This is a genomic window from Grimontia indica (assembly GCF_000333895.2).
Taxonomy (GTDB): domain Bacteria; phylum Pseudomonadota; class Gammaproteobacteria; order Enterobacterales; family Vibrionaceae; genus Enterovibrio; species Enterovibrio indicus.
This window is the reverse complement of record NZ_ANFM02000013.1, coordinates 20,802-38,610: the sequence shown is the minus strand read 5'-3', so window position 1 is coordinate 38,610 and position 17,809 is coordinate 20,802. Positions and strand designations below refer to the sequence as shown.

The following is a 17,809-nucleotide window of genomic DNA, read 5'->3' as shown; positions in this document are numbered from 1 at the left end:
GGAAAGAACACCGATGTCGCTTCCCACGGAACTGGATGCTTGCGCAACCCGCGCTATCGACACTCTGGCTGAAAAACAGCCTCATAACCTTGAACAATGGCAAGGTGCTGACAGGGAAACCCTTTCCCGCACATTGGCACTGAGCGACTTCATCAATGAATCGGTGCTTCATGACGAAAACCTGCTGCCTTGGTTGAAGGACAATCTCGGCTCCGGTCTTCGTATCGCGCAATACCGTAAACTGCTGAAAGAGCAGCTCGATAGCCAGCAGGATGAAAATAGCCTGTTGCGTGAGCTTCGCCGTTTCCGTCGACGTGAGATGGTTTGGCTGGCGTGGCATGACTTTAACGACACCATTTCCCTTGATGATGGTCTCGCCCATCTCTCCAAACTGGCAGAAGCCATGATCATGGAAGCTTACGGCTGGCTTTACCGTTTCTGCTGCAATGAGTGGGGAACGCCCTGTGATGCGGACGGAAATCCACAGCCAATGTTGATCCTCGGCATGGGTAAGCTGGGTGGCGGTGAGCTGAATTTCTCTTCTGATATCGACCTTATTTTTACATACCCTGAGAACGGCGAAACCCAAGGTGCTCGCCGAAGCATTGCCAATGCCCAGTTCTTCACCCGACTCGGTCAGCGTTTGATCAAAGCGTTGGATCAGCAAACCTATGATGGTTTCTGTTATCGCGTCGACATGCGCCTTCGCCCATTCGGCGACAGTGGCCCATTGGTCATGAGTTTCGCAGCGCTTGAAGATTACTATCAGGAGCAGGGGCGTGACTGGGAACGTTACGCGATGATCAAAGCGCGCGTGATGGGGAAAGAGCAGTTTGCCTGTTACCAGACTCTGCGCCAGATGCTGCGTCCTTTTGTGTTCCGTCGATACATCGATTTCAGTGCGATCCAGTCTCTGCGTCGTATGAAGGCCATGATCCGCAGTGAAGTGCGTCGCCGTGGCCTGACAGACAATATCAAGCTTGGTGCGGGTGGCATTCGTGAAATCGAGTTTATTGTCCAGTCTTTCCAGCTTATCCGAGGCGGTCGCGATCCGATTTTGCGTAAACGTGGCCTTTTCATCACTTTGAATGCGATTCGCGAACTGGAGCTGCTGCCGGAGAAGGAAGCTGACACGCTCGAAGCATCTTACCGCTATTTGCGCCGGGTGGAGAACTTGCTGCAAGCCATTGGTGATAAGCAAACCCAAACCTTGCCAGACAATGACCGTGACAGGTTGCGTCTTGCTGTTGCCATGGGGGAAACGGAGTGGGATGCGCTACGTGAGAAGATTGCTTTCCACATGCAGGGTGTACACGACATCTTCGATAACCTGATTGGCGACGAAGAAGAAAACGAAGAAGAGAAGATCGCTGCTGAATTCAGTGAGATCTGGGATGCTGTACGCGATCCGGATTTGGTTGAGAAGATCCTGAACGATATGCAGGCGCAAAGAGCTGAAGATCAGGCCAAAGCATTGCTACGATTCAAAGAGGAGTTAGCAAAACGCACCTTGGGCCCTCGCGGCCGTGAAGTGGTAAACCGCCTGATGCCTCTGATGCTCAGCCACATTGTGTGCCGTGAAGATGCTATGGCGGTGCTTGAGCGGGTGCTCAAACTGTTGGTTCGAATCGCCACGCGTACAACGTACCTGGAACTTCTCGATGAGCACCATGGAGCAATCACCCAATTAGTGCGTCTTTGCAGCGCAAGCCCAATGGTGGCAGAGCAACTGGCAAATTACCCGATCCTTCTGGATGAGCTTCTGGATCTGCAACACCTCTACAACCCAACGCCACTCGATCAATACCGCAACGAACTGTTTGACTTTCTTGCCCGTATTCCGGAAGAGGATATGGAGCAGCAGATGGAGAATATCCGCCAATTCAAGCAAACCCAGTTGCTCCGTATTGCCGCCGCTGACATTGCTGATGTGTTGCCTGTGATGAAGGTGAGCGATCACTTAACCTATCTGTCTGAAGCCATTGTAGAAGCGGTAGTGAATCAGGCTTGGTATCAGATGACGGAAAAGTATGGGCAACCATCTCATCTATCCGGCCGTGATGGCCGCGGCTTTGCGGTGATTGGTTACGGCAAAGTCGGAGGCATTGAGCTCGGTTACAACTCAGACTTGGATGTAGTGTTCGTGCACGATTGCCCGGATAACACCTACACTGACGGCCCGAAAGAGATAGACAGTCGCCAGTTCTATCTACGACTGGCTCAGCGTATCGTCCATCTGTTTTCTACCCGCACTGCATCGGGTGTGTTGTATGAAATCGACACCCGCCTTCGCCCCTCCGGTGCATCAGGTATGTTGGTGACCACGCTGGAATCGTTCGAAGAATATCAGAACGAAGAAGCCTGGACTTGGGAGCATCAGGCGCTGGTGCGCACCCGTTTGGTTTATGGTGATGCATTGCTGACAAAGGGCTTTGCAGATGTGCGTAAGCGCGTACTGACGAAAGAGCGCGACATTGATGCCCTTCGCAAGGAAGTGGTCGAGATGCGCCATAAAATGCGTGACCATCTTGGAAGTAAGGAAAAGGGTAAATTCCACATTAAACAAGATCCGGGCGGGATTACAGATATTGAGTTTATGACCCAATTCTTTGTGCTGGCAAATGCCAATGACGCACCGGCATTGACCCGATGGAGCGATAATGTCCGCATCCTCGAAGACATGGCGCAAGCGGGCATTCTCAGTACGCCGCAAGCACTGACTTTACGAGATGCCTATGTCGCAATGCGCGATGAAATTCATCGTCTAAACCTGCTCGATGCGTCTGTGGAAGTGGACGATAGTGCATTCATAGCAGAACGTGAAGCGGTGGAAGCGGCTTGGGAAGAATGGATGGAGCCTGTGTAAAACAGGTCCTAGAGCCTAGGAAATGAAAGAGCGGCTACTGATTCAGTGCCGCTTTTTGCTGAATGACTTGCAGGATTTAGCCCCTTGATACCTCAATCATATAGCGAGGGTTCGCCTTCCGGGCGACTCTTGAATCGGCGGTGCAGCCACATGTATTGTTCAGGCGCACGCATGATAGAGCGTTCCACAAACTTGTTGGTATAAACCGCAGAAGCTTCGGCATCATCGTAAGGGAACGCCTCCATTGGCGGGTCCAGTCTCATGGTGTAGCCAGTGCCTTCACGATCTCGCGTAATAGTGAAAGTCGCGACTTTACATTTGCTGGCAGAAGCAAGTAGATGTGTTCCCGTCGTGGTACAGGCTTTTTCGACCGCAAATAATGGTGCCCACGCATAGCGGTGGCGGCCGTAGTCATGATCCGGTGCATACCAAACCAGCTCGCCTTGACGAAGGCGTTTGATCATCTGTTTTACGTCGCGACGATCAATGCATTTGTTTTCGCGTGTACGTCCACGGTATTGGAACCAGTCATAAACCGGATTGGTATTAGGGCGGTAAACACCATAACCTGGGGAGTGAACCCCAAACGCACGGGCACCAAGCTCCAAATTAAATGAATGCACCGCGACGACAAGTACACCTTCTTTGTTGGCTTTAAACCCTTCGATTTGTTCAAAGCCTTCATATTTCATGTGTTTCTTAATACGCCATGCAGGCCAGAACCACGCCATACAAGTTTCGAAAAAGGCGAGGCCCATATTCTGAAAGTTTTCTTTCAGTAATGCCTCGCGTTCACCACCTGTCATTTCGGGAAAACAAAGCTCCAGATTTCTTGATGCAATCTTCTTTCTGCTTTTGAAGAACTTCATGATCAGCAAGCCAAGTTTACGGCCGATAAAACGCTGTAAGCGGTAAGGCATCCAACTGATCAGAAACATCATTCCGACACCAATCCAAGTATGCCAATACTTGGGATGTAGTAAGGACCATTGGAAAGTCGGCGCTTCAGAATTGTTGCTCATGGCGTTGTCGTGTTTCCTGAATCAAGCGAGAAAATAAGGTCGTCATTGTATACCGAAACTTTTGAAATAGTCAGAGTTCGTCAACAAGCTATCTTACTGTAGCAATTGAAAGACATAGAAGATGTGAGTTGTTGCTCGCATGGCTGTTGCAGTGATGTGTTTATGGTAATATCGCCGACGTTCCTTTTTCCCTGGAGAAAACAATGAAACTGACTTTGCCTGACTATCAGCAAGCCGACGTTCTGGTTGTTGGTGATGTGATGCTTGACCGTTATTGGTATGGCCCAACGGGACGTATCTCTCCGGAAGCTCCGGTGCCGGTTGTAAAAATCAACCAGACTGAAGAGCGTCCTGGTGGTGCGGCGAACGTGGCAATGAATATTGCTGCGCTTGGCGGCAAAGCGCAATTGATTGGTCTTGTCGGTCAGGATGAGCAGGCACAAGTGCTGAACGACACACTTAGCTCGCTGAAAGTGGAATGTGATTTTGTTGGCTTGGAGAACTACCCAACCATCACCAAACTGCGTGTGATGAGCCGCAACCAGCAACTTATTCGTCTGGACTTCGAAGAAGGCTTCCATGATGTTGATGTCCAGCCAATCCTTGCTCGCATTGAAGCAGCATTGCCTAAAGCGAAGGCAATGATCCTGTCTGACTACGCGAAAGGCGCACTGGAAAATGTTCAGCCAATGATCCAACTGGCGCGCCAGGCAGGTGTTGCTACGTTAGTCGACCCGAAAGGCGCTGACTTTGAACGCTACCGTGGTGCAACGTTGCTCACACCAAACATGAGCGAATTTGAAGCCGTTGTCGGTACTTGTCGTACTGAAGAGGACATTGTTGAGCGTGGTCTCTCGCTTATCGAAAAATTCGAATTCGAAGCTCTGCTGGTTACCCGCAGCGAAAACGGTATGACTTTGCTTCGTAAAGGCCATGAACCACTGAATCTGCCTACGTTGGCGAAAGAAGTGTATGACGTGACGGGTGCAGGCGATACCGTAATTTCTGTGCTGGCGGCGTCTTTAGCCGCGGGTAAACCTATTGAAGATGCGTGTGCACTGGCGAATGCTGCTGCAGGCGTTGTGGTTGGTAAACTGGGTACATCGACGCTGTCGACTATTGAACTGACTGAAGCGGTTCACGGTAGCCATCATTCTGGCTATGGCGTCGTGACTGAAGAGCAACTTAAAGCCGCTGTTCAGATGGCGCAATCACGTGGTGAAAAAGTGGTGATGACCAACGGTTGTTTCGACATTTTGCACGCAGGACATGTTGCTTACCTGAATGAAGCGGCCAAACTGGGCGACCGTCTGATTGTTGCTGTGAACACTGACGAATCTGTGCGCGGCCTGAAAGGTCCGGGCCGTCCTGTAAACCCTACCGATCGCCGTATGGCCGTATTGGCAGGTTTGGGCGCAGTGGACTGGGTTGTGCCTTTCGGTGAGGAAACACCGCAACGTCTGATCAGTGAAGTGCTGCCAAGCCTTTTGGTAAAAGGCGGTGACTACAAGCCGGAAGAGATCGCAGGCGGTAAAGAAGTGATTGCTGCGGGTGGTGAAGTTCGCGTATTGAACTTTGAGGATGGCTGTTCAACCACAGAGATCATTAACTCAATCCTGGGTGGTCACAACAAGGCCTAATGGCTTTTGTGATAGACCGAGATAGAGACAAAAAAGGCGCCGAGGCGCCTTTTTTAGTGCGTACCGAAAATTACTTTTTCGGTGGCAACAGACCGTTGTTGATATCAACCAGATCCTGCTCGCTCAATGTACCCACAGCCTGACGAAGCTGCAGCACGCTCAGGACATAGTCATAACGCGCATTGGACAGGTTACGGTTTGCATCGTACAGACGACGGGTCGCATCCAGCACATCAACAATAGTACGTGTACCCACTTCAAAACCTGCTTCTGTCGCTTCCAGTGCAGAACGCTGTGAAATCACAGTTTGTTCGTAAGCACGCAGTGCGCCAATGCTGGCATTGATGTTGTTGTAGAAAGCACGTACATCCTTCACGGTAGAGCGGTATGTGCCTTCCAGCTGTTCAGAAGCCGCCACGTAGTTGAATTGCGCTTCTTTTACGCCCGCAGTGATGGTGCCACCGGTGTAGAGAGGCATATTTAAGTTAATGCCAGCCGTTAGCTGGTTGTTGTCGCCACTATTGCCAGTGGTTTTGTTATCTGTGTCAGCGTAATCATAACCTGCATTGAGAGTCAGGGATGGCAAGTGACCAGATTCTGCCAGACTGATGCGCTCTTTTGCCGCGTCACGGGAAATGCGTTGTGCCAGCAGGCTCAGGTTGCCTTCTTCTGCTTGTTTTACCAACTCATCAGCCGTTTGCTGTGGGCGGGTTGCTGAGAAGGTTCTGGTGTTCAGGACATATAGGTCAGCATGGCGGGTGCCGGTGATTTCCCGCAGCTCTTCATAGCTGTTCGAAACCTGGTTTTCAGACAGAATTTCCTGAGCAAGTACTGAGTCAAACTGTGCTTGTGCATCATGCACGTCAGTGATTGCTGACAGACCGACTTCAAAGCGCTGTTTGGTTTGCTCTAACTGACGACCAACCGCCGCTTTTTCTGCGCGGACAAAAATCAGGTCATCTATGGCACGCAGTACGTTGAAATAAGCTTGGGAAACACGAAGGATCAGTCCTTGCTGCTCCGCCGCATAAACCGCATCTGCCTGACGGGCAGTGATCTCGGCGATATCAAGGTTAATCCAGCTGTTTTGCTCGAAAAGCTCTTGGCTTAGATCAACACCTGCTGATAAAACGTTGGTGTCAGATACGCCAGGACCATTCGTGCTGTAACGGGTAAGGTTGTACCCAGCATTCAGATTAATCTGCGGCAGCAAGGTGCCACGGTTAGTGTCAACGGCTGCGAAAGCAGCGTCTTTGGTTGCAGCAGCTTGTAGAAGTTGTGGGTCGCTTTGCTTCGCCTGCTCGTAAACCTGAATCAGATCATCAGCGCTTGCCAGGGGAGCGGCGGTGCCCAGCGCAACCCCGATAAAGAGGGGGAGCAATTTTTTCATAGTAGGTAATCCCTGAACGTATCGTTATTTGGTCAGTTTTCAGAAGGTATCCGGACCTTACGGCTAGCCCCTAGTTTAAACTATGGATGCTTACTTGGAACTGACAATGTGATGGTTTCTTGAGAAAAATTGATTGTAAAACCATCTGAACCATAAAGATATTCAAATAATTCTGCAATCCATACCAAAAAAGTCGAGGTGTGACATTGCAGCCCCATATTTCGACCATTTATCATTTGCCACCCGTTTGCAGGAATAAAGGGATATTCCGTGCCACAGCAAAATGCACCGTCCCAGTTTGGGAAAGGCGACGTAAAAATTGAAGCAAGTGACGTTGTCTATAATGGTTACTTCAAGATGGTGAAATATCGATTTCGTCATCGCCTGTTTGCTGGTGGCTGGAGCGAGACCATCGATCGTGAGCTTTTCGAGCGTGGTCATGCTGTCGCGATGCTTCCTTACGATCCGGTGACTGATCAGGTCGTCATGGTGGAGCAAATTCGCATTGGTGCGATGGTGGCAAGTGAATCTCCCTGGCAGCTTGAAATTGTCGCTGGGATTATCGACAAAGATGAATCGCCAGAAGAAGTGGCGGTGCGTGAAGCGGACGAAGAAGCTGGGCTGACTGTTGAAAAGCTTGAGCCGATGACCAGCTACCTGTCGAGCTCTGGCGGGTGTTCTGAACGCATTCATTTATACCTTGGATTGGTCGATGCGTCAGAAGCCAAAGGTGTTCATGGCTTGCCAGAAGAAGGCGAAGACATATTGGTACATGTGGTGCCGTTTAACACAGCAATGCAATGGATTAACGAAGGCAAGGTCGAAAATGCCGCGTCTCTTATTGCTCTGCAATGGCTGGCACTGAATCGTGACAGGGTTCGCGCGGAGTCATCCAGCATTGGGTGAACACGCAGCGATTGGGAATAAGGGTATGTTGAGGCAAGGGTATCGAGTCGACTTGAATGCGCTGATGCGCATGTACGAGACCAACTACGCTAAATTGCTAAGACTGATGCCGCGTGACGACAACGTGGGGGAATCCTGCGTGTACGAAATTCAGGGACATGAGTTCCAGATGGATATCGTGGAGTCAACGCGCTATACCACCTTGCTTGATATTTGGCAGCGGGGTGAAGTTCCTCAATATTTGCGACCCAGACTCACAGTTCGTATGTATCATGATGCACGTGTGGCCGAAGTGTGTACCACACAGCAGATTTCTCGTATTCAGCCGCGCTATGATTATCCGAACCCGCGTATGCACCAGAAAGATGAAAAGCATCAGGTTAATGCGTTTCTTGCTGACTGGTTAGCGCATTGCCTGCGAAACGGTATAACAAAACAGAATATAATTTATTAGTTTGACGCGCATGAGCGCGTATTTACGATCAGGGTTTTCAAGACGTTGCGGATAAGCCATCTACCAAGCCAACACAGCCAGACCGTCCGGTTGTTACAAATTACAGATACCCATCTCTTTGCAGACCCCTATGGTTGTTTGCTTGGGGTGAATACGGCTGCGAGTTTCCAGGCAGTAGTCGGTGAAATCCAATCCAGTCAGGTTGAGTTTGATGCCATCATCGCAACCGGCGATATTTCACAGGATCACACGGCAGAATCTTATCAACGTTTTGTTGATGGGATTGCTCAGTGGTCGCAGCCTTGCTTCTGGCTACCCGGTAATCATGATTACCAACAGGAAATGCAGTCCATTCTGGCGCAATCCACACTGCAACGTTGTGATAGCGTGTTAGTTGGAGAGCATTGGCAATTGGTGGTGTTGGACAGCCAGGTGAAGGGTGTCCCGCATGGCCGCCTTTCTGAAGAGCAACTTTCCTTGCTTGATACTGCGCTATCAACGAACAAAGACCGTCACACTCTGGTGCTGCTGCACCACCATCCGCTCCCAGCTGGCAGTGCATGGCTGGACCAACACCAACTCCATAATCAGGAAGATTTCTGGGCGGTGGTTGAAAAGCACAACAACGTGAAAGGCGTCGTATGTGGTCATATTCACCAAGCGCTGGATACTGAACACAAAGGCCGTCGCGTCATGGCGGCACCTTCAACCTGCATCCAATTCAAACCGGATTCTGATGACTTTGCGCTAGATTCTACTAACCCTGGCTGGCGCGAGATTGAATTGCATCAAGACGGCACTATTATCACTCACGTAGGACGACTCAAGGGCACGGAATTTCAGCCTGATATGAATTCCACAGGCTACTAAAATATGAAGCCCTTGCTCCTCTATATTCATGGATTTAACAGCTCGCCACTCTCTGCGAAGGCAGAGCAGATGCGGGCTTGGTGCGAATTGCACCGTCCAGACATAAAGCTGGAAGTTCCCCGTCTTGCCTGTTACCCTGCCGAAGCCGCACACCAACTCCAACATATTATTGAAACCTACAAAGGTGACTATCAGATAGGTTTGGTTGGTAGTTCTCTCGGTGGTTATTTATCGACCTGGCTTAATGCCCAGTATGGTTTTCGTGCCGCACTGGTGAATCCAGCCGTGAAGCCTTATGACTTGCTGGCTGATTACCTCGGACCACAGAAAAACCCTTATACCGGAGAAACGTACCTGCTTGAGCCTCATCATATGGATGAGCTGAAAGCCTTGGATGTGGCCTCGATTTCCCATCCGGAGACACTCTGGCTGCTGCAGCAAGAGGGCGATGAAGTGCTTGATTACCGAGAAGCTGTCGCTAAATATCAGGGATGTAAGCAGACCGTTGAAGCAGGTGGCGATCACGCCTTTGTCGGATTCGACAGATACCCCGCTGATATCATTCAATTCCTGGGACTGTGACCACAACTCACAGAATAACCTCGTTAGCTGTGACAATATTTGACAAGCTAGCGCGGCATCACTGACCATGTGACAAAATTTAGAAAACCATTCATCTATGACAGACCAAGTTTATAACGCGGGATCCATTGAAGTTCTCAATGGTCTTGAGCCAGTGCGTCGCCGCCCTGGCATGTATACAGACACGACCCGTCCAAACCACCTCGGTCAAGAAGTTATCGACAACAGTGTCGATGAGGCATTGGCGGGGCATGCACGTAAAGTGGAAGTCATCCTTCATGCGGATCAGTCCCTTGAAGTGATTGATGACGGCCGTGGTATGCCGGTGGACATCCACCCGGAAGAAGGGGTTTCAGGGGTTGAACTGATCCTTTGTAAACTCCACGCCGGTGGTAAATTCTCCAACAAAAACTACCAGTTCAGTGGTGGTTTGCATGGTGTGGGTATTTCGGTTGTAAACGCCCTGTCTAACCGTGTCGAAGTCTCGGTAAAACGTGACGGTCAAGTGTATGAAATCGCCTTCGAACATGGCGATAAAGTGCAGGAACTGACGGTGACCGGCACCTGTGGCCGCCGTGCAAAAGGCACACGTGTCCACTTCTGGCCAGATGCTAGCTACTTCGACTCACCGAAATTCTCTGTTTCCCGTCTGAAAAGCATTCTGAAAGCCAAGGCTGTGCTTTGCCCTGGTCTGGAAATTGTCTTTACCGACAAGAACACTGATGAGACCACTAAGTGGTGCTACGAAAGTGGTTTGAAAGATTATCTGGCAGAAGGCGTAAAAGGTTACGAACTTCTGCCAGCAGAACCTTTTGTGGGTGAATTCAACGCACCGCATGAAGCGGCCGACTGGGCGGTTATTTGGTTGCCGGAAGGTGGCGAGCTGATTGCTGAAAGCTACGTTAACCTAATCCCAACTGCTCAAGGTGGTACGCACGTGAACGGTCTTCGACAGGGCCTTCTGGATGCGATGCGTGAGTTCTGTGAATTCCGCAATCTGTTGCCACGCGGTGTGAAACTGACAGCCGATGATATCTGGGATCGCTGTGCCTACGTGCTGTCTGTAAAAATGCAGGATCCACAGTTTGCCGGTCAGACCAAAGAGCGTCTGTCATCACGCCAATGTGCTGCTTTCGTCTCAGGCGTTGTCAAAGATGCCTTCAGCCTGTGGCTGAACGAGCGTCCGCAACTGGCGGAACAACTGGCAGAAGTGTGTATTGCCAACGCGCACCGCCGTATGCGCGCCGCGAAGAAGGTGGTGCGTAAGAAAGTGGCGTCAGGCCCAGCACTGCCGGGCAAGCTCACTGACTGCTCAATGCAGGATCTGGCGCGCACCGAACTGTTCCTTGTCGAGGGTGACTCGGCGGGTGGTTCTGCCAAGCAAGCCCGTGACCGTGAATTCCAGGCCATCATGCCGCTTCGCGGTAAGATCCTTAACACTTGGGAAGTTTCAGCCGATCAGGTTTTGGCTTCTCAGGAAGTCCACGATATTTCTGTGGCGCTGGGTATCGACCCGGACAGTGAAGATTTAAGCGGCCTGCGTTACGGCAAGGTGTGTATCCTCGCCGATGCGGACTCAGATGGTCTTCACATCGCCACACTGCTTTGTGCGCTATTCGTGAAGCACTTCCAGGCGCTGGTGAGAGCCGGTCACGTTTATGTAGCAATGCCACCTCTTTACCGTATCGATTGCGGCAAAGAAGTGTATTACGCGCTGGATGACGAAGAGAAAGCGGGCATCCTTGAGCGTTTGAGCCAGAAGCGCGCCAAAATCGACGTACAGCGATTTAAAGGTCTGGGTGAGATGAACCCACTGCAGCTTCGCGAAACCACCATGGATCCGAATACCCGCCGTCTGGTTCAGTTGACCATTGACGATCAGGAAGAAACGGATCGCATGATGGACATGCTCCTGGGTAAGAAACGCGCAGAAGACCGCCGCCACTGGTTGCAAGACAAAGGCGACATGGCTGAGCTGACCGAAGTTTAAGCAAGAATTTTAAGATCGGACGTTTTCAATGACTGATATCACTTATGACGGTGTCGAACAGCTTCCGCTGAGGAAGTTTACTGAGGATGCATACCTCAACTATTCGATGTACGTCATCATGGACCGTGCACTGCCTTTTATCGGTGACGGCCTGAAGCCGGTACAGCGCCGCATTATTTATGCGATGTCTGAGCTTGGCCTGTCGGCAACTGCCAAATACAAGAAATCTGCCCGTACCGTCGGTGACGTGTTGGGTAAGTATCACCCGCACGGTGATTCTGCCTGTTACGAAGCCATGGTATTGATGGCGCAGCCATTCTCTTACCGTTACCCACTGGTTGATGGTCAGGGTAACTGGGGTGCGCCGGACGATCCGAAATCCTTCGCGGCGATGCGTTACACCGAATCGCGCCTGTCACGTTTCTCGGAAGTGCTGCTGTCTGAATTAGGACAAGGCACTGTTGACTGGCAGCCAAACTTCGACGGCACCATGAAGGAGCCGAAAGCGCTGCCTGCACGTCTACCGCATATCCTGCTGAACGGCGTGACCGGTATCGCGGTCGGTATGGCGACTGACATCCCACCGCACAACGCCCGTGAAGTGGCAAATGCGCTGGTGGCGTTGATTGATACGCCAAAACTGGAGCTGGATGACCTGCTTGAGCATGTCAAAGGCCCGGATTATCCGACCGAAGCCGAAATCATTACACCGCAGGTAGAGCTCAAGAAGCTGTACCGCGATGGTCGTGGTTCCATCAAGATGCGTGCTTGCTGGCACAAAGACAACGGCGATATCGTGATCACTGCGCTGCCGCACCAGGTTTCTGGTGCGAAGCTTCTGGAGCAAATCGCTAACCAGATGCGCGCGAAGAAATTGCCGATGGTCGACGATCTGCGTGACGAGTCGGATCATGAAAACCCGACCCGTATTGTGATTGTTCCACGCTCAAACCGTGTGGATTGCGATCAGCTGATGAACCACCTGTTTGTTTCAACGGATCTGGAAAAGAGCTATCGCGTTAACCTGAACATGATTGGTCTTGATGGCCGTCCTCAGGTGAAGGGTCTTGTTAGAATCCTGACTGAGTGGCTGGAATACCGCCGCGAAACCGTGCGTCGCCGTCTGCAATACCGTTTGGACAAAGTACTGGCCCGTCTGCACATCTTGGAAGGTTTGTTGGCTGCGTATCTCAACATTGATGAAGTGATTGAGATCATCCGCACCGAAGATGAGCCGAAAAAAGAGCTGATGCGTCGTTTTGACCTCAGCGAGAAGCAAGCCGAAGCGATCCTTGAAATCAAACTCCGCCAGTTAGCCAAACTGGAAGAGATCAAGATCCGTGGCGAGCAGGACGAGCTGAACAAAGAGCGCGAGCAACTGGAAAAGCTGCTGGGCTCTGAGCGCCGTATGAATACCCTGCTGAAGAAAGAAATTCTGGCAGATGCTGAGAAGTACGGCGACGATCGCCGCTCACCTTTGATTGAGCGTGCTGAAGCAAAAGCGATGACAGAGCGCGATTTGATCCCGAGTGAGCCAATCACTGTGGTTCTGTCTGAAAAAGGTTGGATCCGTCATGCGAAAGGCCACGATGTTGATGCGACCACGCTGAGCTATAAGTCTGGTGACAATTACCTGGCGTCCGCGCGAGGTAAGAGTAATCAGCCTGCTGTGTTTATCGGTACTGATGGCCGCAGCTATGCGCTGGAGTCGCACAGTTTGCCTTCTGCGCGTAGTCAGGGTGAGCCGATTACTGGCCGCTTGAACATCACAGCAGGCACGACAGTGCGCCATGTGATGATGGGCGAGAATGATCATTTGGTGCTGATGGCGTCAGATGCGGGTTATGGTTTTGTGTGTAAGCAAGACGACCTTCTGTCGAAAAACCGCAGCGGCAAAGCCTTGCTGAGCTTGCCTCAAGCAGCAGAAGTGATGGCACCACAACGTGTGTTTGATATCGACAACGACGATATTGTCGCTATCACTAACGAAGGCCGTATGCTGGTGTTCCCGGTGAAAGAGCTGCCTCAACTGGGCAAAGGTAAGGGTAACAAGATCATCAACATTCCTTCTGCGCGCGCGAAAGCCCGTGAAGAACTGTTGGCGCAATTGTTCGTTATCCCGCAAGGCTCAACAGTGACTCTGCATGCTGGTAAGCGCAAGCTGTCATTGAAACCTGCGGACATGGATAACTTCCGTGGCGAGCGCGGCCGACGTGGCTCTATGCTGCCACGAGGTTTGCAGCGAGTAACGGCGATTGAAGTAGCGACACCAGATACGTCGTCGGCAGAAACCTCGGCGCCAGATACTCCGGAAGCTGAATAAGAAAAGGCCCTCTACGGAGGGCTTTTTTTCGTCTTGTTAACCGAAGGTTGATGATTTTTGTCAATGCATGCGTATACTAGTCGCAGCCAATTTAAGCGAACAAGTGTACGCTGTAATTTTTACCAGACCGCCTCAGGCTAACAGCCTGATTCCTTGCGGCTAAGTGGTGTTAGGAGAATTTGAATGTACTTTATACTGCGACTGCTGGCTGTCGCGTTGTTTGCGATTTTCATGCTTGTATTCGGTTGTGGTTACTGCCTGTTCAGCCCGAGAAATCCAAAGCACGTTTATACTTTTGGCCGCATGTTCGGCAAGCTTTCTTCTCTGTTTGGTATCAAGCTTGACCTGCGCCAGTCTGAAGCCTCAAAAGACGTTGGCACCTGTGTTTATATCGCCAACCACCAGAGCAACTGGGATTTGGTGACCGTATCGAATGCTGTTCGTCCACGCGCGGTGACCGTGGGTAAGAAAAGCCTCGCTTACATTCCTATTTTCGGCACCTTGTACTGGCTGACCGGTAACATCCTGATTGACCGCAACAACCGTAGTAAAGCAGTCGGCACTATTGGTCAGGTGGTTGACCAAATCAAAGACAATGACGTCTCTGTTTGGTTGTTCCCTGAAGGTACGCGTTCACGCGGCCGTGGTCTGTTGCCATTCAAAACCGGTGCGTTCCATGCTGCCATCGGTGCCGGTGTGCCTATCGTTCCTATTGTTTGTAGCTCAACCAAGCACCTGAGTGCGTCACGTGGCGATAACGGACACATCATTGTGGAAGTGATGGATCCGATTTCTATCGAAGGCTATGACAAAGACAATGTGCGTGAATTGGCGAAGAAGTGTCATGACATCATGGCGGCCAAGCTGGCAGAACTGGATGCAGAAGTAGCCGAGCTCAACAAGAAGTAATAGACTACTCAGTAAATGTAAAAACCAAAGGATACGCAGATGCGTATCCTTTTTGTGTTTTAAGAAGCCTCTGATTTGTAAGAGAAGTAAGACAGGTATGCTGAGAGATCAGGTTGTTCTGGTAACAGAAAATGGCGAGCCAACAGGGCTTGCCGAAAAACTGGCTGCGCACGAGCAAGGGCTTTTGCATCTGGCATTTTCGGTGATGATTTACCGGGAAACCCCGCATGGCCGTGAATACCTGCTCCAGCAAAGAGCAATGGGGAAGTATCACAGCGGTGGATTATGGACTAACACCTGCTGCTCGCACCCTATGCAAGGAGAGTCTTTTGAGGCCGCAGCGAAGCGTCGTTTGAACGAAGAGCTTGGCATTGTTGCGCCGCTCAGCTTCGAGATGGGCGAATCTTTTTGTTATCGCGCTGAGCTTGATAACAATCTGACTGAGCATGAGTTGGACCAAATTATTGTCTGTCAGGTAGACGATATTTCTCTCGTACCCAACCCTGATGAAGTGATGGACTGGCGCTGGTGGTCTCAGCAGGAAATGAGTGCTGCAATGGGGGAAAAGCCCGAGCAGTTTACGGCCTGGTTCCGTCAGGTTGTCGACAAGATTGAAGTGCAGTTGGCAGCTTAACAATTTGCCCAGACAATAAAAAAGCGACCTTGTGGTCGCTTTTTTCATTCTCGTCCGATATCAAAATCATCAGACCTTGAGAGAGATCATTTGCGTACTGCGATCGCTTCGATTTCGATGCCAACATCTTTTGGCAGGCGAGCGACTTCAACACAAGAGCGTGCTGGGTAGTGTTCTACACCGTGCTCGTCGAAGAATTTGCCGTATACCTCGTTAACAGTACCGAAGTCGTTCAGATCTTTTACGAATACGGTCATTTTCACGATGTCGCCAACAGTCAGGCCAGACGCTTCAACCACAGCTTTCACGTTTTCCAGAGACTGGCGTGCTTGAACCGCGATGTCTGCTGACACTTCACCCGTGACTGGGTTCACTGGGATTTGGCCTGAAGTCAGTACCATGTTACCCAGATCGACGCCCTGAATGTATGGGCCAATTGCTGCTGGAGCGTGTTCAGTGTGAAGCACTTTAGTCATTTACCAATCCTTCATTCAATGTTTTTCGGTAGGGTGGTTAGTCTGCATGGCGACTCGCCTGACGTAAACCCAATTCCATCACATTTTATACCCGACACCATGTAATGTTCCGCTCATAGACAAGAAAAGCCAGCGCAAAGGCTGGCTTTTTGAGTGCAGAGAATACGATCAGTGGCTTTCTGTCATGATTTCGCGTGAGAACACCTTCTCACAGTATTTGCACTTAAGGTGGATGTCGTCAGTTTTCTCAATCACGTTGAAGCTGCTCTCAACGGCTTTTTCGTCGTGAGTGATACAGTTGGAGTTAGGACAACGGAACACGCCCAGAATGCTTTTAGGCAGCGTCAGGGGGATTTTTGCGACGACTTGGTAGTCTTCGATTTGGTTGACGGTTGCTTTAGGCGCGTAGAGTGCCAGTTGTTGCGCCTGCTCTTCAGACACGAAGATGTTTTCAATCTTTATAAGATCTTTCGCACCCAGCGCCGAGGAAGGCAGATTCAAACCCACGGTCACGCGTTCGTTGGTTTTGTGCAGCTTAAACAGCTTCATGACTTTAAAGCCGACATTTGCAGGGATATGGTCGATAACTGTGCCGTTCTTGATGGCTTCAACCTGTAATTTGTGTTCTTTAACCATGTTGATTCTCCTGCCTTAAACGCTTCCGTTGATAACCAGTGCCAGTAATGCCTGGCGTGCATACACCCCATTTTCCGCCTGCTCGAAGTAGTAGGCGAAAGGGGTTTTATCGACTGCGACCGTGATTTCATCTACGCGTGGCAGTGGGTGAAGGACCTTGAGGTTATCGCGGGCATTGGCAAGCTGTGGGGTGTCGAGAATAAACGCCGCTTTGATGTGCTGGTACTCGGATTCGTCAAAACGCTCTTTCTGAACACGGGTCATGTAGAGAATGTCGAGTTCCGGCACGACGTCTTCGATGCTGGTGTGCAGGCTGTAAGGGATGCCTTGCTCGTCCAGCTCTTCCAGAATGTAGTCCGGCATCGCCAGTGCTTCCGGTGCGATGAAATAGAACTGGTTGTTATCGAACTTCGACAGTGCTTGAGTCAGAGAATGCACGGTACGGCCGTATTTCAGGTCACCGACCATGGCCACTTTTAGGTTGTCCAGACGGCCCTGAGTTTCGTAAATGCTGAAAAGGTCCAGCAGGGTTTGGGTTGGGTGTTGGTTAGCGCCATCGCCGCCATTAATCACTGGCACGCCTTTCGAAAATTCCGAAGCCAGACGGGCTGCACCTTCTTTCGGATGACGCATTACGAACGCATCAACATAAGAAGAGATGACCTGTACCGAGTCAGACAAGGTTTCGCCTTTCTTACCTGAAGACGTATTTCCGCCATCCGGAAAGCCGATCACCGTGCCACCAAGACGCTGAACCGCGGTTTCGAAAGACAGACGGGTGCGTGTAGATGCCTCGAAGAAGCAACTCGCGACTACCTTGTTCTTCAACACGGTAGGGTTCGGTTCCGCTTTCAGTTTGCCGGCAGTGTCGACGATAAGTTCCAGTTCTTCGCGGGACAACTCCGGGATGGAGATGATGTGTTTATTGTGCAGCGAGGTCGCCATGTCTTCTCTTCCCTTAACAGATTCCATGCGTTGGCTTGGTTAAAACAGCCAGTGCAACATGGTGGATGGTACATTTTGGTCAAAAAAAAGCCTCCCGATCAGGAGGCTTTTCTTGAGAATCCAGTAAAAACAAAAAACGGTGCCAGTGCCGAGATTCGGCAGGTTT

The 17,809-nt window shown here is 50.8% G+C and carries 15 protein-coding genes; 10 read left to right on the top strand and 5 right to left on the bottom strand.

Translation table 11 applies throughout. The features are described 5' to 3' along the window. The first annotated feature begins 13 nt into the window (after positions 1–13). A complete protein-coding gene (gene glnE, locus D515_RS08025) occupies positions 14–2,866 on the top strand; it encodes a bifunctional [glutamate--ammonia ligase]-adenylyl-L-tyrosine phosphorylase/[glutamate--ammonia-ligase] adenylyltransferase (protein WP_002537639.1) in 2,853 nt (950 codons plus the stop codon). Between the two features lie 92 nt (positions 2,867–2,958). On the opposite strand, the gene lpxL is transcribed toward glnE, so the two are convergent. Further along, the gene (lpxL, locus tag D515_RS08020) at positions 2,959–3,888 is read right to left on the bottom strand and encodes an LpxL/LpxP family Kdo(2)-lipid IV(A) lauroyl/palmitoleoyl acyltransferase (RefSeq protein WP_039849771.1); all 930 of its coding nucleotides are present in this window, start codon (positions 3,886–3,888) and stop codon (positions 2,959–2,961) included. A gap of 203 nt (positions 3,889–4,091) precedes the next feature. Between lpxL and hldE the strand changes: the two genes are divergently transcribed. Beyond that, entirely contained in the window at positions 4,092–5,528 is a 1,437-nt protein-coding gene (gene hldE / locus D515_RS08015) for a bifunctional D-glycero-beta-D-manno-heptose-7-phosphate kinase/D-glycero-beta-D-manno-heptose 1-phosphate adenylyltransferase HldE (RefSeq protein WP_002537637.1), read from the top strand. A gap of 70 nt (positions 5,529–5,598) precedes the next feature. On the opposite strand, the gene tolC is transcribed toward hldE, so the two are convergent. After that, on the bottom strand, positions 5,599–6,918 hold the full coding sequence (tolC, locus tag D515_RS08010) for an outer membrane channel protein TolC (protein WP_002537636.1): 1,320 nt from the start codon (positions 6,916–6,918) through the stop codon (positions 5,599–5,601). Positions 6,919–7,188: 270 nt separating this feature from the next. Here tolC and nudF point away from each other — a divergent pair, with 270 nt between their 5' ends. The 8 genes from nudF (at position 7,189) to idi (ending at position 15,586) form a co-directional block, all read left to right on the top strand. After that, a complete protein-coding gene (gene nudF / locus D515_RS08005; RefSeq protein ID WP_002537635.1) occupies positions 7,189–7,824 on the top strand; it encodes an ADP-ribose diphosphatase in 636 nt (211 codons plus the stop codon). A 25-nt stretch (positions 7,825–7,849) separates the two neighbouring features. After that, positions 7,850–8,278 carry a DUF1249 family protein gene (locus tag D515_RS08000; RefSeq protein WP_002537634.1) on the top strand — a complete coding sequence of 143 codons (429 nt, stop codon included), beginning with the start codon at positions 7,850–7,852 and terminating at the stop codon, positions 8,276–8,278. A gap of 45 nt (positions 8,279–8,323) precedes the next feature. Further along, complete coding sequence (cpdA, locus tag D515_RS07995; RefSeq protein WP_039849770.1) at positions 8,324–9,148, top strand: 3',5'-cyclic-AMP phosphodiesterase; 825 nt, start codon at positions 8,324–8,326, stop codon at positions 9,146–9,148. 3 nt (positions 9,149–9,151) lie between these two features. Next, positions 9,152–9,730 (top strand): esterase YqiA, encoded by a 579-nt coding sequence (gene yqiA / locus D515_RS07990; protein WP_039849769.1) that lies wholly within the window; start codon positions 9,152–9,154, stop codon positions 9,728–9,730. Between the two features lie 97 nt (positions 9,731–9,827). Beyond that, positions 9,828–11,720: a DNA topoisomerase IV subunit B gene (parE, locus tag D515_RS07985; protein ID WP_002537631.1), complete on the top strand. Its 1,893-nt coding sequence runs from the start codon at positions 9,828–9,830 to the stop codon at positions 11,718–11,720. Between the two features lie 28 nt (positions 11,721–11,748). Then, the gene (gene parC, locus D515_RS07980) at positions 11,749–14,043 is read left to right on the top strand and encodes a DNA topoisomerase IV subunit A (protein ID WP_002537629.1); all 2,295 of its coding nucleotides are present in this window, start codon (positions 11,749–11,751) and stop codon (positions 14,041–14,043) included. Positions 14,044–14,226: 183 nt separating this feature from the next. Next, entirely contained in the window at positions 14,227–14,952 is a 726-nt protein-coding gene (locus D515_RS07975) for a 1-acylglycerol-3-phosphate O-acyltransferase (RefSeq protein WP_002537628.1), read from the top strand. 97 nt (positions 14,953–15,049) lie between these two features. After that, positions 15,050–15,586 (top strand): isopentenyl-diphosphate Delta-isomerase, encoded by a 537-nt coding sequence (idi, locus tag D515_RS07970; RefSeq protein WP_002537627.1) that lies wholly within the window; start codon positions 15,050–15,052, stop codon positions 15,584–15,586. A gap of 86 nt (positions 15,587–15,672) precedes the next feature. On the opposite strand, the gene D515_RS07965 is transcribed toward idi, so the two are convergent. From D515_RS07965 to pyrB, 3 genes are all read right to left on the bottom strand, one after another. After that, positions 15,673–16,062 carry a RidA family protein gene (locus tag D515_RS07965; protein ID WP_002537626.1) on the bottom strand — a complete coding sequence of 130 codons (390 nt, stop codon included), beginning with the start codon at positions 16,060–16,062 and terminating at the stop codon, positions 15,673–15,675. Positions 16,063–16,230: 168 nt separating this feature from the next. Then, positions 16,231–16,698, bottom strand: a complete 468-nt coding sequence (gene pyrI, locus D515_RS07960) for an aspartate carbamoyltransferase regulatory subunit (RefSeq protein ID WP_002537624.1) — start codon at positions 16,696–16,698, stop codon at positions 16,231–16,233. A gap of 15 nt (positions 16,699–16,713) precedes the next feature. Continuing rightward, on the bottom strand, positions 16,714–17,643 hold the full coding sequence (pyrB, locus tag D515_RS07955; RefSeq protein ID WP_002537622.1) for an aspartate carbamoyltransferase: 930 nt from the start codon (positions 17,641–17,643) through the stop codon (positions 16,714–16,716). Positions 17,644–17,809 lie beyond the last annotated feature (166 nt).

Bases quoted from the DNA above. Each gene is read 5' to 3' on its own strand.
- glnE (WP_002537639.1), top strand. From the start codon at position 14: ATGTCGCTTCCCACGGAACTGGATGCTTGCGCAACCCGCGCTATCGAC.
- lpxL (WP_039849771.1), bottom strand. From the start codon at position 3,888: ATGAGCAACAATTCTGAAGCGCCGACTTTCCAATGGTCCTTACTACAT.
- hldE (WP_002537637.1), top strand. From the start codon at position 4,092: ATGAAACTGACTTTGCCTGACTATCAGCAAGCCGACGTTCTGGTTGTT.
- tolC (WP_002537636.1), bottom strand. From the start codon at position 6,918: ATGAAAAAATTGCTCCCCCTCTTTATCGGGGTTGCGCTGGGCACCGCC.
- D515_RS08000 (WP_002537634.1), top strand. From the start codon at position 7,850: ATGTTGAGGCAAGGGTATCGAGTCGACTTGAATGCGCTGATGCGCATG.
- yqiA (WP_039849769.1), top strand. From the start codon at position 9,152: ATGAAGCCCTTGCTCCTCTATATTCATGGATTTAACAGCTCGCCACTC.
- parE (WP_002537631.1), top strand. From the start codon at position 9,828: ATGACAGACCAAGTTTATAACGCGGGATCCATTGAAGTTCTCAATGGT.
- parC (WP_002537629.1), top strand. From the start codon at position 11,749: ATGACTGATATCACTTATGACGGTGTCGAACAGCTTCCGCTGAGGAAG.
- D515_RS07975 (WP_002537628.1), top strand. From the start codon at position 14,227: ATGTACTTTATACTGCGACTGCTGGCTGTCGCGTTGTTTGCGATTTTC.
- idi (WP_002537627.1), top strand. From the start codon at position 15,050: ATGCTGAGAGATCAGGTTGTTCTGGTAACAGAAAATGGCGAGCCAACA.
- D515_RS07965 (WP_002537626.1), bottom strand. From the start codon at position 16,062: ATGACTAAAGTGCTTCACACTGAACACGCTCCAGCAGCAATTGGCCCA.
- pyrI (WP_002537624.1), bottom strand. From the start codon at position 16,698: ATGGTTAAAGAACACAAATTACAGGTTGAAGCCATCAAGAACGGCACA.
- pyrB (WP_002537622.1), bottom strand. From the start codon at position 17,643: ATGGCGACCTCGCTGCACAATAAACACATCATCTCCATCCCGGAGTTG.